We start from the raw sequence: 16,299 nt of genomic DNA, 5'->3' as shown, positions 1-16,299 counted from the left end.
GGGAAGCCTGCAGAAAAACTAACCGGCCGCCTTAAAAAATACGGCTGGTGGCACGCAAGAGCCGCACCTAGCATCGCGCTTCCTTCCACCCTGAACAAGAGACATGGCTTCCATCACCATCGACAACGTCGTGAAGCAGTTCGCCAACCAGACGGTGCTGCAGAACCTGTCGCTGCATGTGCCCGATGGCGCCTTCTACACCCTGCTGGGCCCCAGCGGCTGCGGCAAGACGACCCTGCTGCGCTGCATCGCCGGCTTCAACGAGCCCGACGGCGGCCGCATCCTGTTCGACAAGGACGACGTGACGCGCGTGTCGACCCACCACCGCGACATCGGCATGGTGTTCCAGGACTACGCGCTGTTCCCCGACAAGACGGCCTTCGACAACGTGGCCTACGGCCTGCGCGCGCGCAAGGTGCCCAAGGCCGAGATCGCACGGCGCGTGAATGAGGCACTGGACAAGGTGAGCCTGCTGGCACTGGCCGACCGCTACCCGGCGCAGATGAGCGGCGGCCAGCGCCAGCGCGTGGCGCTGGCGCGCGCGCTGGTGATCCGCCCGCGCGTGCTGCTGATGGACGAGCCGCTGTCCAACCTCGACGCCAAGATGCGGCTGCAGATGCGCGACGTGATTCTTGACCTCGTGCGCGAGGCCGGCATCACCACCGTGTTCGTCACACACGACCAGGAAGAGGCGCTGGCCATGTCCGACCGCATCGCCATCATGGACCGCGGCAGCATCGCGCAACTGGGCACGCCCGAAGAGCTGTACGGCACGCCGGTGAACGCCTACGTGGCGGACTTCATCGGCTCGGCCAACGTGATTCCGGTGCCGGCCGAGTCCGCCGGCGGGGCCGCGTCGCATGTGCGCTACCAGCTGTGCGGCCAGCAGCTCGACGGCACGCAGGGCGGCGCCGCACTGGGCGCGCAGGGCATCCTCATCGCGCGGCCCGAGGCGCTGTCGCTGATGGCGCCCGCGCCCCACGTGCCCAACGCCATCGCGGGCGAGGTGCTGCGCCGCCAGTACCTGGGCTTCAAGACCGCCTACCGCATCCGGCTGCACGACAACTCCGAGATCCGCGTCGAGCTGCATGCCGGCAACATGGTGGCCGACTTCCAGGCCGGCGATGCGGTGCAGGTGCTGGTGCCGGCCGACAGCCGCGTCGTCGCCGCCTGAACGGACGCACGCCATGAAAATCAATTGGTGGCCCTGGGGTTTCCTGACCCTGCTCAGCCTCGTGCTGCTGCTGTTCTTCGTGTTCTATCCGCTGGGCACGCTGTTCGTGAACAGCGTGCGCGACGAGTCGGGCGCGTTCTCGCTGACCGGCTTCATCACCTTGCTGCAGGACAGCGAATACCTGCTCGCGTTCCGCAACACGCTGGTGCTCGGCGTGTCGGTCACGGCCTGCACCGTGGCCGTGGGCGTGCCCTTCGCGTACATGGTGGCGCGCTACGACTTCCCGCTGAAGAACCTGGTGGCCGTGCTGCCGATCATGACCATCGTGATCCCCGAGATCATCGTCGGCCAGTCGTGGCTGCTGCTGCTGGGCAACAACGGGCTGGTGACCAACCTGCTCGCGGGCGTGGGCATCACGCTGCCGACCTTCTACGGCTGGACCGGCATGGTGTTCTCCATGACCCTCGTCTACTACACCTACATCTACCTGGGCGTGCTGGCCGCGCTGCGCGGCTTCGACGGCCAGCTCGAAGAAGCCGGCCTGAGCCTGGGCACCTCGCCGCTGGTGACCAAGCTGCGCGTGCTGGTGCCGGTGATCCTGCCCGCGGTGCTGGTCAATGCGCTGGTGGTGTTCACGCTGGTGGTGGGCAACTTCGCGCTGTCGGTGGTGCTGGGCAGCAGCGTGCCGCTGCTGTCGGTCATGACGTACAACGCCTTCGTCGGCGAGATGGGCGGCAGCCCCACGCTGCAAAGCGCGATGTCGGTGGTGTCCATCGGCATCGTGGCCATCGTGCTGTTCTTCCAGAAGCGCGTGGTCGAACGCAAGATCTACACGATGACGCAAGGCCGCGCGCCCGCGGTGGTGCGCGTGCGCTCGGGCGCGGCGGTGCTCTACACGCTCAGCGTGGGCGTGATCATCGTGCTGTCGATGCTGCCGCTGCTCATCGTCTTCGTGGGCGCGTTCACCGAGACCAGCGGGCCCGTGATGCGCTGGGGCCAGTGGTCGCTGTCGAGCCTGGAGCGTGCGCTGCGCGGTGCGCCCGAGCCGATCATCAACTCGCTGAAGTTCGCCTCGATGGCGACGGTGGTGGGCGTGGCCTTCGCGGTGCTCGTGAGCTACCTGACGATCAAGAAGCGCAACCCCTTCACGCAACTGCTCGACTACATCGTGGTGCTGCCGCTGACCATCTCGGGCACGGTGCTGGGCATTGCGCTGGTGCAGACCTTCAACACCGGCTGGCTGGTGCTGGCGGGCACCTCGGGGATCATGGTGCTGTGCTACACGGTGCGCCGCCTGCCCTTTGCGGTGCGCAACGCGTCGTCGACGCTGTTCAACATCTCGGACTCCATCGAAGAGGCCTCGATCAGCCTGGGCGTGTCGCCGCTGAAGACCTTCTTCAAGGTGCTGCTGCCGGCCATGAAGGCCTCGATCATCTCGGCCGCCATCCTGATGTGGGTGACCACGATCTCGGAGCTGTCGGCCTCCATCGTGGTCTACACGGGCGGCCTGGAGACCATGCCCATCGCCATCTTCCGCCAGGTCGACGGCGGCCGCCTGGGCCTGGCCTCGGCGTACGGCGCGGCGCTGGTCAGCGTGATCCTGCTGCCCATCGTGGTGGCGATCAAGGTGTTCCGCATCAATCTGTTTTCCAGCAAATGACCCACCCATTCACTTCAACCTGCGAGGTTTTCATGTCCTTCAAGTCCCTGGCGAAATGCGCGATTGCGACCCTGGCCTTCACGGCGGGTGTTGCCGGTGCGCAGACGGTGGTGCTCTATTCGTCCAACAACACCGAAACCGTCGAGACCGCGCTGGCCGTGGTCAAGAAGAAGACGCCCGGGCTCACGGTGCAGCAGGTCACGGGCGGCACCGGCACGCTGATGAAGCGCATCCAGGCCGAGGCCAAGAACCCGCGCGGCGACGTGCTGTGGAGCGGCGGCTTCGGCACGCTGGGTGCCTACAAGGACCAGATGGCGCCCTACAAGTCGCCCGACCTCGCGGCCGTGCCCGCAGCCTTTCGCGGCCCGAACGACCTGTGGGTCGGCACCAACGTGCACGTGATGGTGATGATGATCAACGAGCGCCAGCTCAAGGGCATGCCCGCGCCCAAGACCTGGTCGGACCTCATGCGCCCCGAGTGGAAGGGCAAGTTCGCCATCACCGACCCGAGCAAGAGCGCCACGGCCTACATGCTGGTGTATGGCCTGCTCAAGCAGTTCGGCCGCGACGGCCTGGGCAAGCTGGCGGCCAACGCGGTCATCACCGCGTCGTCGGGCAGCACCTACAAGGGCGTGGCCGCCGGCGAGTACCCGGTGGGCCTGACCATCGAGTACGCGGCGCAGGAGTACGTGGCGGGCGGCCAGAAAGAGATCAAGCTGGTCTATCCCACCGAGGGCAGCTACCTGGCGCCCGAAGGCATGTTCATCGTGAAGGGCGCGAAGAACATGGACGCCGCCGTTGCGCTCTACAACGGCCTGCTGAGCAAGGAGACGCAGCAGGAACTGCTGGTGAAGAACTTCCGCCGTCCGGTGCGCAGCGACATCGCGGTGTCCAAGCTCACCTCGCTGCCCGACTTGAGCGCCATCAAGATCTTCCCGCTCGACCAGGAAGCCGCTTCGGCCGAGTACGAACAGCTCGTCGCGCTGTGGAACCTGGCGGTGAAGGCGCGGTGACCGGCACGGCGAAGGCGTCTTCGACGTCCGTCAGCGCCTTCGATCTGTTCAAGATCGGCATCGGCCCCTCGAGCTCGCACACGGTCGGGCCGATGATCGCGGCGCGGCAGTTCGCCTGTCTGCTGCAATCGCAAGGCCTGCTGCCGCAGGTGGCCGCGCTGGTGACGCAGCTGTACGGCTCGCTGAGCGCCACCGGCCGCGGCCACGGCACCGACCGCGCCGTGCTGCTCGGGCTCGCAGGCCACCGGCCCGACCGGATCGATCCCGACACCATCGAGCCCGCCGTCGCGACGATCCGGCGCGAGCAGCGCCTGCATTTGCTCGGCGTGCATGCCGTGGCGTTCGACGAGAAGGCGCACCTGCTCTTCCTGCGCAAGAGCCTGCCGCAGCACCCGAACGGCCTGCGCTTCATCGCGCTGGATGCGCAGGGGCAGACCCTCGCCGAGGCGGATTACTTTTCAGTCGGCGGCGGTTTCGTCGTCGATGCGCAGGGCGAGAGCGTGCGCAACGAAGCGGGCGTGCAGCGCCCGGCGCCTGCGGGCTTGCCCTTCGCCTTCGACAGCGGCGCGGAACTGCTGGCGCAATGCCGGGCGCAGGGCCTGTCGATCGCCGCGCTGATGATGGCCAACGAAACGCAATGGCGGCCCCAGGCCGAGGTGCGCTCGGAGCTGCTGCAGGTGTGGGACGCGATGGCCGGCGCCGTGCGGCGCGGCTGCGCGAGCACCGGCACCCTGCCCGGGCGCATGCAGGTGCGGCGGCGCGCGGCCGACCTGTTCGGTCAGCTGCAGGGCAGCGGCACCGCGCAGGCCGCACCCGACCCGCTCGCGGCGATGGACTGGGTCAACCTGTACGCCATGGCCGTCAACGAAGAGAACGCGGCCGGCGGGCGCGTGGTCACCGCGCCCACCAACGGCGCGGCGGGCGTGATTCCGGCGGTGCTGCACTACCACCAGCGCTTCTTTCCCGGCGCGGGCGACGAGGCGGTGATCGAGTTCTTGCTCACCGCCGCCGCCATCGGCATCCTCTACAAGAAGAACGGCTCGCTCTCGGGCGCCGAGGTCGGCTGCCAGGGCGAGGTCGGCGTGGCCTGCTCGATGGCGGCGGGCGCGCTCGCCGCGGTGATGGGCGGCACGCCCGGCCAGGTCGAGAACGCCGCCGAGATCGGCATGGAGCACAACCTGGGCATGACCTGCGACCCGGTCAGCGGGCTGGTTCAGATCCCGTGCATCGAGCGCAATGCGATGGGCGCGGTGAAAGCCATCAACGCCGCGCGCATGGCCTTGCGCGGCGACGGCTCGCACGTCGTGTCGCTCGACAAGGTCATCCGCACCATGATGCAGACCGGCGCGGACATGAAGACCAAGTACAAGGAAACCTCGCGCGGCGGCCTCGCCGTGAACATCGTCGAGTGCTGACCGCTGCGCGGTCAGCCGCTCAACCCGCCGGCCGGCGCGTGAACGCGAGGATCAGGCCGAAGCCGACCATCATGCTGCCGCTGATGCGGTTGAACCAGCGCATCGCGCGGCTGCCGTTGGCCAGCCGGCGCATGCGCGCGCCGAGCAGCGCGTACAGCGCGATCGCGACCAGCTCGAACACGAGGAAGGTCATACCCAGCAGCAGGTAGCTCGACGCGTACGCGCCGGGCACCACGAACTGCGGGAAGAACGCGGTGAACACCAGGATCGCCTTCGGGTTGCCGGCTGCCACCGTGAACTCCTGGCGCACCAGCGCACGCATCGACGGCGGCGCGGCCTCGTGCGCCTGCACCTGCGCGGTCGGCGCGGGCGCGCGCAACAGCCGGATGCCGATCCACACGAGGTAGGCGGCGCCGATGTACTTGATGACATCGAAGGCCAGCTCCGATGCGACCAACACCGCGCCCATGCCCAGCCCCGCGATGGCGATCATGACCGCGAAGGCCACGAGCCGGCCGCTCGCCGCGATCACGGCCGGCGACACGCCGTGCTTCGCGCCGTTGGTCACCGACAGCAGGTTGTTGGGGCCGAACGCCATGTTGATGGCGAAGCAGGCGGGGAGGAACAGCAGGTAGGCGGACAGGGTCATGGGCGCATCCGGCGGCGGTGTGGCGGGGTGACCATTATTTCAGCAGTCCGGTGGCGAACCGCTCTGCCCGCGGTGCTCGTTTGCCCTCGCGCGCACCTCACGAATCAGGGAGCCACCGCTGTGCGGCGAGGCGCGCGGCCGTGGCGCCTGCATCTCTCATCTTGCGGGTTTGCACCAATTTCATGAAGAACATGGTGGGGCATCATTTGGTTAATTGTTCAACAAAACATATATCAAAGCTCAACCAAGATCGAATAGTTGAGACCTAGATCCATGGTGGTGTTGACCAATTGCCGAGACTTACGGCGACCGGCCGTGGGGCTTTCCTGGTCTGCACACACCACATTCATGGGAGCGATTCGTCATGGCAAGCGACTTTCATCCGAGCCCCTGCGCGGGGGACGACTGCGAAGCGAAGGACGCCGCGGGCGCCGTGCAGGGCGGCGTCTCCTGGCGCCGAAACGCACTGGGTCTGGGCATCTGCGCGGCGGTAGTGGCGGGATGCGGCGGCGGCGGAGGTGGCGGGCCTGACCCGGCCACCGTCGCGGCCATGGCAGCAGCGATCGCCGCTGCCAACGCACCACCGCCCGCACCGCCACCCACGACGAATCCCCCACCACCCGCGCCGCCGGCGATCCAGGCCAGGTGCGCGATGGACACCGGCGTCGCGGCCTCGTACGAAGAGCAACGCCTGCCCAACAAGCTCAGCGCCAGCGATGCGGCGAGCTTCTCGCAGCAGTTGCTGCAGGCCAGCGGCTTCGACAAGTTCGGGCCGGCGTTTGCACTCAAGCTGTGCAAGGACGGTCTGGCCGGCGCGTCGAGCTATGACGCGGCCGTGGCTCTGCTGAAGGCCGAGGGCCAGCAGCTGTGGCAGGCCGCGGTGGACCGGGTGCAGGGCCGCAAGGTCGAGGGCAGCCTGCCGCAGAGCGACGACCGCATGCTGTACTGGGCGCGTCTGACCATGACGTTCGCGCTGCGCCAGTGGAAGCCCGATTTCCCGCTCGACGACGCACAGCGCGCCGCACTGGAGAACGAATTCGAGCGCGCGTCGCGCGGCCAGTACGCGATCGACTTCCCGGAAGGCGCGGGCCACAAGCGCATCCTGGTCAGCGGCTTCGATCCCTTCACGCTGGGCACGCCGGGCGTCCACGACAACCCGAACATCCGCATCGGCAACCCGTCGGGCGCGACCATCCTCTCGCTGGACGGCAACACCGTGGTGCTGGGCGACGGCACCACGGCCGTCATCCGCACCTTCATCCTGCCCGTGAACTACCCGCCCTTCCTGCAGGGCATGCAGGAAGACACGCTGGGGCCGTGGTTCAAGCCCGGGCCCAAGCGCGTGGATGCATCCATCTCCATGAGCCAGGGCGGCGGTGCCTTTCACCTGGAGCACTTCAACGGCCGCTACCACCTGGCCAGCATTCCGGGCAACGACAACGTCTGGCCCGCCTGCATCGACGGCGAGAGGTTCCCGTCGGTGCTGGACTGCGACATCTATCCGCCGGAGCGCTGGCTCGGTTTCATGCCGCGGCCCTGGGCCAAGGAGACGCCGCCGCAGTTCACGGTGTCGACGCTGCCGTTCCAGGCCATGATCGACGCGAAGACGGGCGAGGGCGTCATCAACCGCGACACCGGCACGCCCGGCGGCTGGGACGTGCTGCGGCGCGACACCTACAGCGTGCAGCCGTGCAAGAAAGACGCGCTGGGCCCGCTGGACAACAACTGCTCCAGCCGGGGCGGCGGCGGCAACTACCTCTCCAATGCGAGCGCGTACCGCAACACGCTGCTGCGCGACACCTTCAAGCTGAACATTCCCGCCGGGCACATTCACACGCCGGTCATGACGCGCTTCGGTGCGGGCAGCGACGGCAAGATCACGGATGCAACCTTCGAGGGCTTCCGCGATGCCATCGTGGCCCAGGGCCGCAACCTGGTGATCGCGATGGCGAAGACCCTGTCGGCGCCGGCACCCTGACAACGTTGCATCACAAGAAGGCATGGACATGAAACACCAACTCTTCATCGGCATCGTCGGCCTGGCGCTGTCGGGCGCGGCCCTGGCGCAACCCACCGAGAGCTTCTACCTGATGCGCAACAAGGTCAGCGGCAAGGCCGTCTGCGCGCAGCATCCGATCAGCCCCGACTGGGTGCGCGAGGTTGGCCCGTTCAAGGACCAGGACTGCAAGGTCGCAGACAAGCCCGAGCCCCGGCGCTCCGACCTGCCGACCAGCCCGCTCGAGCTGGCCCCCAAGAAGAAGGAATAGCCGGCCCGGGCCCTGGCCGTTGGCGCGACGGCGTGCATGTATACATGCGGGGCACGGTGCTGGACGGCATCTCGATGATCGTGCGGACCCGCGCGGTGGTGCCGCTGCTGATCCAGAAGGTCGCCGAGGCGGCCGTTCCGTTCTTCTTCTGCCTCGTGCGGTGCATCGCACTGGTCACGCTGTTCCCGTCGATCGTGACGATCCTGCCTGACCTGGTGACGGGCAAGGAGCGCTAGCGCGGCAGCCCGCGCGGCGCAGGCCAATCAGCCGTCGATGCCACCATCCGGCATCTGCCGCGCATACACCGCCAGCACGATGCGCTCGGAGTGGATGAGGTAGTCGTTCAGCGCCGCCGAGCCTTCGGCGAACTTGCCGGCCTCGATGAGTTCGAGCAGCTTGGTGTTCATGTCCACGTAGGGCGCGTGCAGGAACTCCGGGTCTTTCAGCAGCCCGAAGGCCAGCCGCAGCTCGACCAGGATGTGGGCGAACAGCACGTTGAGCCGTTCGCTGTCGGCCAGCTCGACGATGCCTTTGTGGAACTCCATGTTGGCCGTGCCCACGCCGAGCCAGTCGCCGGCGTCGCGGCATTTGAGCGCCATCTCGACCGCCTCGCGCATGTGCTTCTTGGCGGGGTGGCGCGGGTAGGCCTGCGCCAGCGCCTGGCACTCGATGAGCCGGCGCACGCGGTAGATGTCGATGATCGACGCGATGCTCGGCACCGCCACGAACACGCCGCGGTTCGGCGCGTGCTTGAGCAGGCCTTCCTTGGTCAGCGTGCGAAACACCTCGCGCAGGGTGTTACGCGAAATCTCCAGGTTGTCGGCCAGCGCGGCCTCCGACAGCCGCTGCCCCGGCGAGAACTCGCCCTTCACGATCTTCTGGCGGATCAGCTCGGCCACGCGGTCGTTGAGCGTGAGCGCGCCGGCGGCCGGCGAGGCGGGGGAAGTGGGGGAATCCAGTCGGGTCATGCCGGTCGGTCGGAGGGGAAAAGGGAGGGGCGCAGCGAGCCTGCGTTGTAACAGACCGCCCCCGTGCCACGCCGAGCCGTGCACCGAAACGCGCCCGTTTCAGGGTTTTCATGGGGGTATTCAGGCACTGTTGTTGGGCACACTACATTAAATTGTTCAACAACTTGTTTGAAATGAGTGATTCACAAGAAATGAATTGCTCATTCATTGGCATGAGGTTTGCATCAATCGACCGCACCGGTGCCCCTGCGCCGGTGTTTTGCATTGCAACGAAAGACCAACCATGACACCTGAAGTCCCTCTGTGGCCGCTGATCGGCGTGGCCGTGATCATTGCGGGGTTCATCCTGCGCTTCAATCCGATGCTGGTCGTGATCGTCACGGCCATCGTGACGGCGTTTGCCGCGGGCTTCAGCCCGATGGCGATCCTCACGGCCATCGGCACCGGCTTCATCAAGACGCGCAACCTGCCGCTGATCATTCTTCTGCCGCTGGCGGTGATCGGCCTGCTGGAGCGCCACGGCCTGCGCCAGCACGCGCAGAACTGGATCAGCCGCATCAAGTCGGCCACCGCCGGCCGCCTGCTGATCGTCTACCTCGCGGCGCGCGAACTCACGGCGGCCATGGGCCTGACCAGCCTGGGCGGCCATCCGCAGATGGTGCGTCCGCTGCTCGCGCCGATGGCCGAAGGCGCCACCGAAACGCGCTACGGCAAGCTGCCCGACCGCATCCGCCACAAGCTGCGCGCCTACGCGGCGGCCACCGACAACGTGGGCCTGTTCTTCGGCGAAGACATCTTCGTGGCCTTCGGCGCCATCGTGCTCATGACCACCTTCCTGCACGAAGCCGGCATCGACGTGGAGCCGCTGCACATCGCGATGTGGGGCATCCCGACGGCCATTGCCGCTTTCATCATCCACGCCTGGCGCCTGCGCCGGCTCGACCAGGCGCTGGCCCGTGAGCTGGGTGGCGCCGCACAGGCCGACGCACCCGTTGCCACTGCCGTGCCCGCCAAGGAAGGACGCTGATCATGATTCTCTCGATCCAGCACCTGTACCTCCTGGTCGGCGTCATCCTCGCCGTCACGGCCGTGATGACGCTGGCCGACCGCCAGCATCCCAAGCGCTACACCAGCGCGCTCTTCTGGGGCCTCTATGCGCTGGTCTTCCTCGTCGGCGACAAGCTGCCGCCCGCGCTGGTCGGCGTCGGCGCGATCGGCATGGCCGTCATTGCCGGCCTGCGCGGCGTCGGCGCGGGCAAGCACCGCGAACCCACCCCTGAGCAGTACCAGGCCAGTGCCACGCGCCTGGGCAACAAGCTGTTCATTCCGGCGCTGGCGATTCCGCTGGTCACCGTGATCGGCACCGTGGGCATGAGCCACATCAAGCTCGGCGGCACGCTGCTGCTCGACCCCAAGAACACCACACTGGTGAGCCTGGGCATCGGCTGCGTGGTGGCGCTGGCGCTGGCCTGCTGGCTGACGCGCGAGACGCCCGTGCAGGGCATGCGCGAGTCGCGCCGCCTGACCGACGCGCTCGGCTGGGCCGTGGTGCTGCCGCAGATGCTCGGCATGCTGGGCCTGGTGTTCTCCGACGCCGGCGTGGGCAAGGCGGTTGCGCACATCACCACCAGCTACATCAACATGGACATCCGCTTCGTTGCCGTCGCGGTGTACGTGCTGGGCATGGCCCTCTTCACCATCATCATGGGCAACGGCTTCGCGGCCTTCCCGGTGATGACGGGCGGCGTCGGCGTGCCGGTGCTGGTGGGCGTGTACCACGGCGACCCGGCCGTGATGGCGGCCATCGGCATGTTCTCGGGCTACTGCGGCACGCTCATGACGCCGATGGCGGCCAACTTCAACATCGTGCCCGCGGCCCTGCTGGAGCTGCCCGACAAGAACGCGGTGATCAAGGTGCAGATACCGACCGCGGCCGCGCTGCTGGTGGTCAACATCTTCCTGCTGTACTTCCTGATGTTCCGCTGAGGCGCTGCGCATGACGATCGCCACCACCGATGCGAAGGCACCCCGCGTGCTGCTCGCGGGCTTCGAGCCCTTCGAGAACGACCCGGTCAATCCTGCGTGGGAAATTGCCCGCGCGCTCGACGGCTGGGCCTGCGAAGGCGCCGTGGTGCAGGCGGTGCAGCTGCCCTGCGTGTTCGGCCGCGCCATCGACACGCTCGACGCCGCGTTGATCGGCCCGCCCCTGCGGTTGGTGCTGTGCATCGGCGCCGCTGGCGGGCGCACCGAAATCTCGATGGAGCGCGCCGCGCTGAACATCGACGACGCGCGCATTCCCGACAACGCCGGACAGCAGCCCATCGACCTGCCCGTGGTCAAGGACGGCCCGGCGGCCTACTTCTCGACGCTGCCGATCAAGGCCATGGTGCGCGACATGCGCGCGGCGGGCCTGCCCGCGGCCGTGTCGAACAGCGCCGGCACCTTCGTGTGCAACCATATCTTCTACGCGCTGATGCACCGGCTCGCGACGCGCCCGGCGCTGGCGCACACGCGCGGCGGCTTCGTCCACGTGCCCTACCTGCCCGAGCAGGCGTCCTCGAAGCCCGGCGTGGCGAGCATGGCGCTGGACGCGCAGGTGGAAGCCTTCCGCGTGGCGATCCGCACCGCGCTCACCGTGCGCCACGACGTGCGCGAAACCGCCGGCCAGCTGCATTGACCTGACCCAAGGCGTGCGTGCATGCACGCCGGAGACCCCCGATGAACATCGACTTGAACAGTGACCTCGGCGAGAGCCTCGGCGTCTGGCGCATGGGCGACGACGCCGCCATGCTCGACATCGTCAGCAGCGCCAACGTGGCCTGCGGCTTCCACGCCGGCGACCCCGCGGGCATCCTGCGCACGCTGCGCCAGGCGAAGGAGCGCGGCGTGGCGGTCGGGGCCCACGTGGCCTACCGCGACCTCGTCGGCTTCGGCCGCCGCAACATGGACGTCGACAGCGCCGACCTGCGCGCCGACGTCATCTACCAGATCGGCGCCTTGAAGGGCCTGGCCGCCGCGGCCGGCACCGAGGTGCGCTACGTGAAGCCGCACGGCGCGCTGTACAACACCATCGCCCACGACGAGCGCCAGGCGCGCGACGTCATTGCCGCCATCCACGAGATCGACCCGGGCCTGGTCCTCGTCGCGCTCGCGGGCTCGCCGCTCTTGGGTTGGGCCGAGGCGCAGGGCCTGGGTGTGGTGGCCGAAGCCTTTGCCGACCGCGCCTACACGCCGCAAGGCACGCTGGTGTCGCGCCGCGAACCCGGCGCCGTGCTGCACGACGCGAACGACGTGGCCGAGCGCATGCTGCGCCTGGCCAACGAAGGCACCGTCACCGCCATCGACGGCAGCGTGGTGCGCATCCGCGCCGAGTCGGTCTGCGTGCACGGCGACAGCCCCGGCGCGGTCGAGATGGCGCGCCGCGTGCGCGAGCGGCTCGTGCGGGCCGGCGTGACGGTCCGCCCCTTCACCGAGGCCGCGACCGCATGACGACGTCGATGCGCTTTCTGCCCGTCAACCTCAATGCGGTGCTGGTCGAGCTCGACGACCTGGCGCAGACCCTCGCGCTGCTGGCCTCGCTGCGCGCCGAGCCCATTGCCGGCATCGAAGAGCTGGTGCCCGCCGCGCGCACGATCCTCATCACCTTCCGGCCCGCCGTGCTGTCGGCGGCTGCGCTCGCCCACGCCGTGCGTCGGCGAAAGCTCGATGCGCGCGAGACGCGCGTCGACAAGCGCATCGAGATTCCCGTGCGCTACGACGGCGAAGACATCGCCGAAGTGGCCGGCCTGCTCGGCATCACGCCCGACGAGCTGGTGCGCCGCCACACCGGCAGCGACTACACCGTCGCCTTTACCGGCTTCGCGCCCGGCTTTGCCTACCTGAGCGGCGGCCACTCGAGCCTGAACGTGCCGCGCCGCGCCGTGCCGCGCACCCGCATCCCTGCGGGCGCCGTCGGGCTTGCGGGCAGCTTCAGCGGCGTGTACCCGCAGGCCAGCCCCGGCGGCTGGCAAATCATCGGCGTGACCGACACGCCCATGTGGGACCTGTCGCGCGAGACGCCGGCGTTGCTGCAGCCGGGCGACACGGTGCGTTTTGTCGATGCCACGGCGTTGAAGGTGCCGCTGCCCGTGGCCGAGCAAGTTGTCGCGGCGCCCGCACCTGCAGCCGTTGAAGGCGACAGCGCGTTCGAAGTTCGTGCCGCTGGCTTGCAAGCGCTGTGGCAAGACGGCGGTCGCCATGGCCAGGCTCGACAGGGCGTGTCCGCCTCCGGTGCGATGGACCAGCGCGCGTTGCACGCAGCCAATCGACTGGTCGGCAATGCGTCGGATGCCGCGTGCCTCGAGCTGGCCTACGGCGGCTTTCAGTTCGTCTGCCGCGGCGACGCCGTGATGGCGGTCACCGGCGCCGACGGCCCGCTCACACTGACCCGCACCGATGGCGCGCAATGGCCGCTGTCGCGCTATCAACCCATCGCGCTGGCCGACGGCGACACCGTCACCTTCGGCGAGCCCATCGCCGGCATCCGCAGCTACCTGGCCGTGCGCGGCGGCTTTGCCGTGGCGCCTGTGCTCGGCAGCTGCGCGACCGACACGCTGGCCCGCGTCGGCCCGCCCGCCGTGGTGGCGGGCGACGTGCTGCCTGTGCGCGCCGTTGCCATCGGCGCCGTCGTCGGTGCCACCGAAGCACCACCGGCCGACCTGCCCACCGTGCACGAAGAAGTCGTGCTTGACATCGTGCTCGGCCCGCGCACCGACTGGTTCACCGCCGACGCCGTCGAGCGCCTGTGCAGCCAGCCGTGGGTGGTGACGCCGCAGTCGAACCGCGTCGGCATCCGCCTGAATGGCGAAGAGCCGCTCGTGCGCGCGAACACCGCCGAGCTGCCCAGCGAGGGCACGGCGCGCGGCTCGATCCAGGTGCCGCCCAGCGGCCAGCCCGTGCTGTTCCTGGCCGACCACCCGCTCACTGGCGGCTACCCCGTGATCGCGTCGGTCGCCACCCACCACCTGGACCGTGCGGGGCAGATCCCCGTGAATGCCCGCGTCCGCTTCCAACCGATGGCCGGCCAGCATGGCCCCATCGACCTTTGAGATCGAGAGTCCTGCGATGAAAAAAGTCCTGATCGCCAACCGCGGCGAAATCGCCGTGCGCATCGCACGTGCCTGTGCCGACCACGGCGTGCAGTCGGTCGCCGTCTACGCCGATCCCGACCTGAACGCGCTGCACGTGCGCCGGGCCGACGAGGCCTACGGCCTGGACGGCCACCGCCCCGCCGACACCTACCTCAACATTCCCAAGCTGCTGGCCGTTGCGAAGCGCAGCGGCGCCGACGCCGTGCACCCCGGCTACGGCTTCCTCTCGGAAAGCGCTGCCTTCGCGCAGGCGGTGATCGACGCCGGCCTCACATGGATCGGTCCCTCGCCCGCGGCCATCGCCACGCTCGGCGACAAGGTGCAGGCCCGCAAGCTCGCGATGAAGGTCGGCGCACCGCTTGTCGCGGGCACTGCCGACCCCGTGAACAACGCCGGCGAGGTGCTCGCTTTTGCCGAACAGCACGGCCTGCCGATCGCCATCAAGGCCGCGTTCGGCGGCGGTGGGCGCGGCATCAAGGTCGCGTGGCGGCTCGACGAAGTCGAAGGCCTGTTCGAATCGGCCGTGCGCGAAGCCATCACCGCCTTCGGCCGCGGCGAGTGCTACGTCGAGCAGTTCCTCGACCGCCCGCGCCATGTCGAGGCGCAGGTCATCGCCGACACGCACGGCAACGTCGTCGTGCTCGGCACGCGCGACTGCTCGCTGCAACGGCGCAACCAGAAGCTCGTCGAAGAAGCGCCCGCGCCGTTCCTGAGCGACGCACAGCGCGAACGCATCCACCAATCGGCGCGCGACATCTGCGCGGCCGCCGGCTACACCGGCGCCGGCACCGTCGAGTTCATGCTCAGCGCGAGCGGCGCGATCTCTTTCCTCGAGGTCAACACGCGCCTGCAGGTCGAGCACCCCGTGACCGAGGAAACCACCGGCATCGACCTCGTCATCGAACAGCTGCGCATCGCCGAAGGCCTGCCGCTGTCGGTCACAGAGACGCCCGCACCGCGCGGCCACTCCTTCGAATTCCGCATCAACGCCGAAGACGTGGGCCGCGGCTTTCTGCCGACGCCCGGCCCTGTCCATGTGTTCGACGCACCGTCGGGCCCGGGCGTGCGTGTCGACACCGGCGTCGACGCCGGCTCGCAGGTGCCCGGCACCTTCGACTCGCTGATGGCCAAGCTCATCGTCACCGGCGCCACGCGCGCCCAGGCGATCGCACGCGCACGCCGCGCCCTCAAGGAATTCCGCATCGAAGGCCTGGCGACCGTGCTGCCGTTCCACCGCGCCGTGATGGCGCACCCCGACTTCGTGTCGGAAGACACCTTCAAGGTCCACACACGCTGGATCGAGACGGACTTTGCGAACGACGAAGCGGCGGGCATGCGGCCTGATCTGCTGCCGGATGCGTCGCTGCACCGCACGGCCATCGAGATCGACGGGCGGCGCATGTCGCTGGGGCTGCCAGCGGAGTTGTTGCGTGGGTTGGCGTCGGCGGGTGGTGCTGGTGGTGCTGCACCTGGCGTTGCGAACGCACCTGCAGCCGATGCCGCCGCCGTGGCGGCACCGGTGTCGGGCACGCTGCAAGGATGGAAAGTCGCCGACGGTGACGAGGTCGCCGAAGGCGCCGTGATCGCGGTGATGGAGGCGATGAAGATGGAGATGCAGGTCGTCGCGCACCGCGCGGGGCGCATTGCGTTCGCGGCTGCGGCGGGGGGCTATGTGGCGGCCGGGACGGCGATTGCGCGCATTGGGTGAATGCGGGCGACCGTCAAGGTTTGAAGAACAGGGCGACGAGTCCTGAAAGGATGCAGGGTGCGAACGTCACGGCGGCCATGTAGGTTTCGAGACGTGCGCCTGCATCGCGTGCGTCGATGAGCAGGTGGCGTGTACTGAGATAAAGCAACGCGGTGCCGGCCAGTACGAGCACGAACAGCCGGGCTTTCGTTAAGCGTGGCGTCCACGATGGATGTGGACGCACGCGATGGCCGATGAGAAAGAGCGTGCACACCAGCGACGGCAAGATGCCGATCACGAGGACGAGGGCGATCAAATTCATCTTGATTCGCCGTCA

At 68.4% G+C, this 16,299-nt stretch carries 15 protein-coding genes and 1 pseudogene; 13 read left to right on the top strand and 3 right to left on the bottom strand.

Going from position 1 to position 16,299, the window contains the following annotated elements:
* Positions 1-103: 103 nt before the first annotated feature.
* From CLU95_RS13730 to CLU95_RS13715, 4 genes are read left to right on the top strand one after another with little or no spacing between them, the layout of a single operon-like run.
* Positions 104-1,174 carry an ABC transporter ATP-binding protein gene (locus tag CLU95_RS13730; RefSeq protein ID WP_099793897.1) on the top strand — a complete coding sequence of 357 codons (1,071 nt, stop codon included), beginning with the start codon at positions 104-106 and terminating at the stop codon, positions 1,172-1,174.
* A gap of 13 nt (positions 1,175-1,187) precedes the next feature.
* Complete coding sequence (locus CLU95_RS13725) at positions 1,188-2,834, top strand: ABC transporter permease (RefSeq protein ID WP_099793895.1); 1,647 nt, start codon at positions 1,188-1,190, stop codon at positions 2,832-2,834.
* A 32-nt stretch (positions 2,835-2,866) separates the two neighbouring features.
* Positions 2,867-3,847 (top strand): ABC transporter substrate-binding protein, encoded by a 981-nt coding sequence (locus tag CLU95_RS13720; RefSeq protein ID WP_099793893.1) that lies wholly within the window; start codon positions 2,867-2,869, stop codon positions 3,845-3,847.
* Positions 3,820-5,262 (top strand): L-serine ammonia-lyase, encoded by a 1,443-nt coding sequence (locus CLU95_RS13715; protein WP_257214624.1) that lies wholly within the window; start codon positions 3,820-3,822, stop codon positions 5,260-5,262. Before CLU95_RS13720 ends, CLU95_RS13715 begins: the two co-directional genes overlap by 28 nt.
* A 19-nt stretch (positions 5,263-5,281) precedes the next feature.
* On the opposite strand, the gene CLU95_RS13710 is transcribed toward CLU95_RS13715, so the two are convergent.
* Positions 5,282-5,911 (bottom strand): LysE family translocator, encoded by a 630-nt coding sequence (locus CLU95_RS13710; RefSeq protein ID WP_099793891.1) that lies wholly within the window; start codon positions 5,909-5,911, stop codon positions 5,282-5,284.
* A 364-nt stretch (positions 5,912-6,275) separates the two neighbouring features.
* Here CLU95_RS13710 and CLU95_RS13705 point away from each other — a divergent pair, with 364 nt between their 5' ends.
* The 3 genes and pseudogenes from CLU95_RS13705 to CLU95_RS13695 form a co-directional block, all read left to right on the top strand.
* On the top strand, positions 6,276-7,889 hold the full coding sequence (locus tag CLU95_RS13705) for a hypothetical protein (RefSeq protein WP_257214623.1): 1,614 nt from the start codon (positions 6,276-6,278) through the stop codon (positions 7,887-7,889).
* 28 nt (positions 7,890-7,917) lie between these two features.
* A complete protein-coding gene (locus CLU95_RS13700; RefSeq protein WP_257214622.1) occupies positions 7,918-8,178 on the top strand; it encodes a hypothetical protein in 261 nt (86 codons plus the stop codon).
* Between the two features lie 50 nt (positions 8,179-8,228).
* A pseudogene (locus tag CLU95_RS13695) lies at positions 8,229-8,414 on the top strand (C4-dicarboxylate ABC transporter permease); the annotation flags it as partial.
* A gap of 27 nt (positions 8,415-8,441) precedes the next feature.
* Here the strand turns inward: CLU95_RS13695 and CLU95_RS13690 are convergent.
* The gene (locus CLU95_RS13690; protein ID WP_257214621.1) at positions 8,442-9,146 is read right to left on the bottom strand and encodes a GntR family transcriptional regulator; all 705 of its coding nucleotides are present in this window, start codon (positions 9,144-9,146) and stop codon (positions 8,442-8,444) included.
* A 283-nt stretch (positions 9,147-9,429) separates the two neighbouring features.
* Here CLU95_RS13690 and CLU95_RS13685 point away from each other — a divergent pair, with 283 nt between their 5' ends.
* The 6 genes from CLU95_RS13685 to CLU95_RS13660 are packed head-to-tail and all read left to right on the top strand — an operon-like array spanning position 9,430 to position 15,983.
* The gene (locus CLU95_RS13685) at positions 9,430-10,173 is read left to right on the top strand and encodes a DUF969 domain-containing protein (RefSeq protein ID WP_099793884.1); all 744 of its coding nucleotides are present in this window, start codon (positions 9,430-9,432) and stop codon (positions 10,171-10,173) included.
* A 2-nt stretch (positions 10,174-10,175) separates the two neighbouring features.
* Positions 10,176-11,132: a DUF979 domain-containing protein gene (locus CLU95_RS13680; protein ID WP_099793882.1), complete on the top strand. Its 957-nt coding sequence runs from the start codon at positions 10,176-10,178 to the stop codon at positions 11,130-11,132.
* Between the two features lie 10 nt (positions 11,133-11,142).
* Positions 11,143-11,823, top strand: a complete 681-nt coding sequence (pcp, locus tag CLU95_RS13675; protein ID WP_099793880.1) for a pyroglutamyl-peptidase I — start codon at positions 11,143-11,145, stop codon at positions 11,821-11,823.
* A 41-nt stretch (positions 11,824-11,864) separates the two neighbouring features.
* Complete coding sequence (locus tag CLU95_RS13670) at positions 11,865-12,635, top strand: LamB/YcsF family protein (protein ID WP_099793878.1); 771 nt, start codon at positions 11,865-11,867, stop codon at positions 12,633-12,635.
* Positions 12,636-12,643: 8 nt separating this feature from the next.
* Positions 12,644-14,233 (top strand): urea amidolyase family protein, encoded by a 1,590-nt coding sequence (locus tag CLU95_RS13665; RefSeq protein WP_099797282.1) that lies wholly within the window; start codon positions 12,644-12,646, stop codon positions 14,231-14,233.
* A gap of 16 nt (positions 14,234-14,249) precedes the next feature.
* Positions 14,250-15,983 (top strand): acetyl/propionyl/methylcrotonyl-CoA carboxylase subunit alpha, encoded by a 1,734-nt coding sequence (locus tag CLU95_RS13660; RefSeq protein WP_099793876.1) that lies wholly within the window; start codon positions 14,250-14,252, stop codon positions 15,981-15,983.
* Positions 15,984-15,996: 13 nt separating this feature from the next.
* Here the strand turns inward: CLU95_RS13660 and CLU95_RS13655 are convergent, their stop codons facing one another.
* The gene (locus CLU95_RS13655; RefSeq protein ID WP_099793874.1) at positions 15,997-16,284 is read right to left on the bottom strand and encodes a hypothetical protein; all 288 of its coding nucleotides are present in this window, start codon (positions 16,282-16,284) and stop codon (positions 15,997-15,999) included.
* Positions 16,285-16,299: the final 15 nt, after the last annotated feature.

It is taken from the genome of Variovorax sp. 54 (assembly GCF_002754375.1).
Lineage (GTDB): Bacteria > Pseudomonadota > Gammaproteobacteria > Burkholderiales > Burkholderiaceae_C > Variovorax.
Note: the sequence above shows the minus strand (reverse complement) of the source record. Positions and strands in the feature narration are given on the sequence as shown.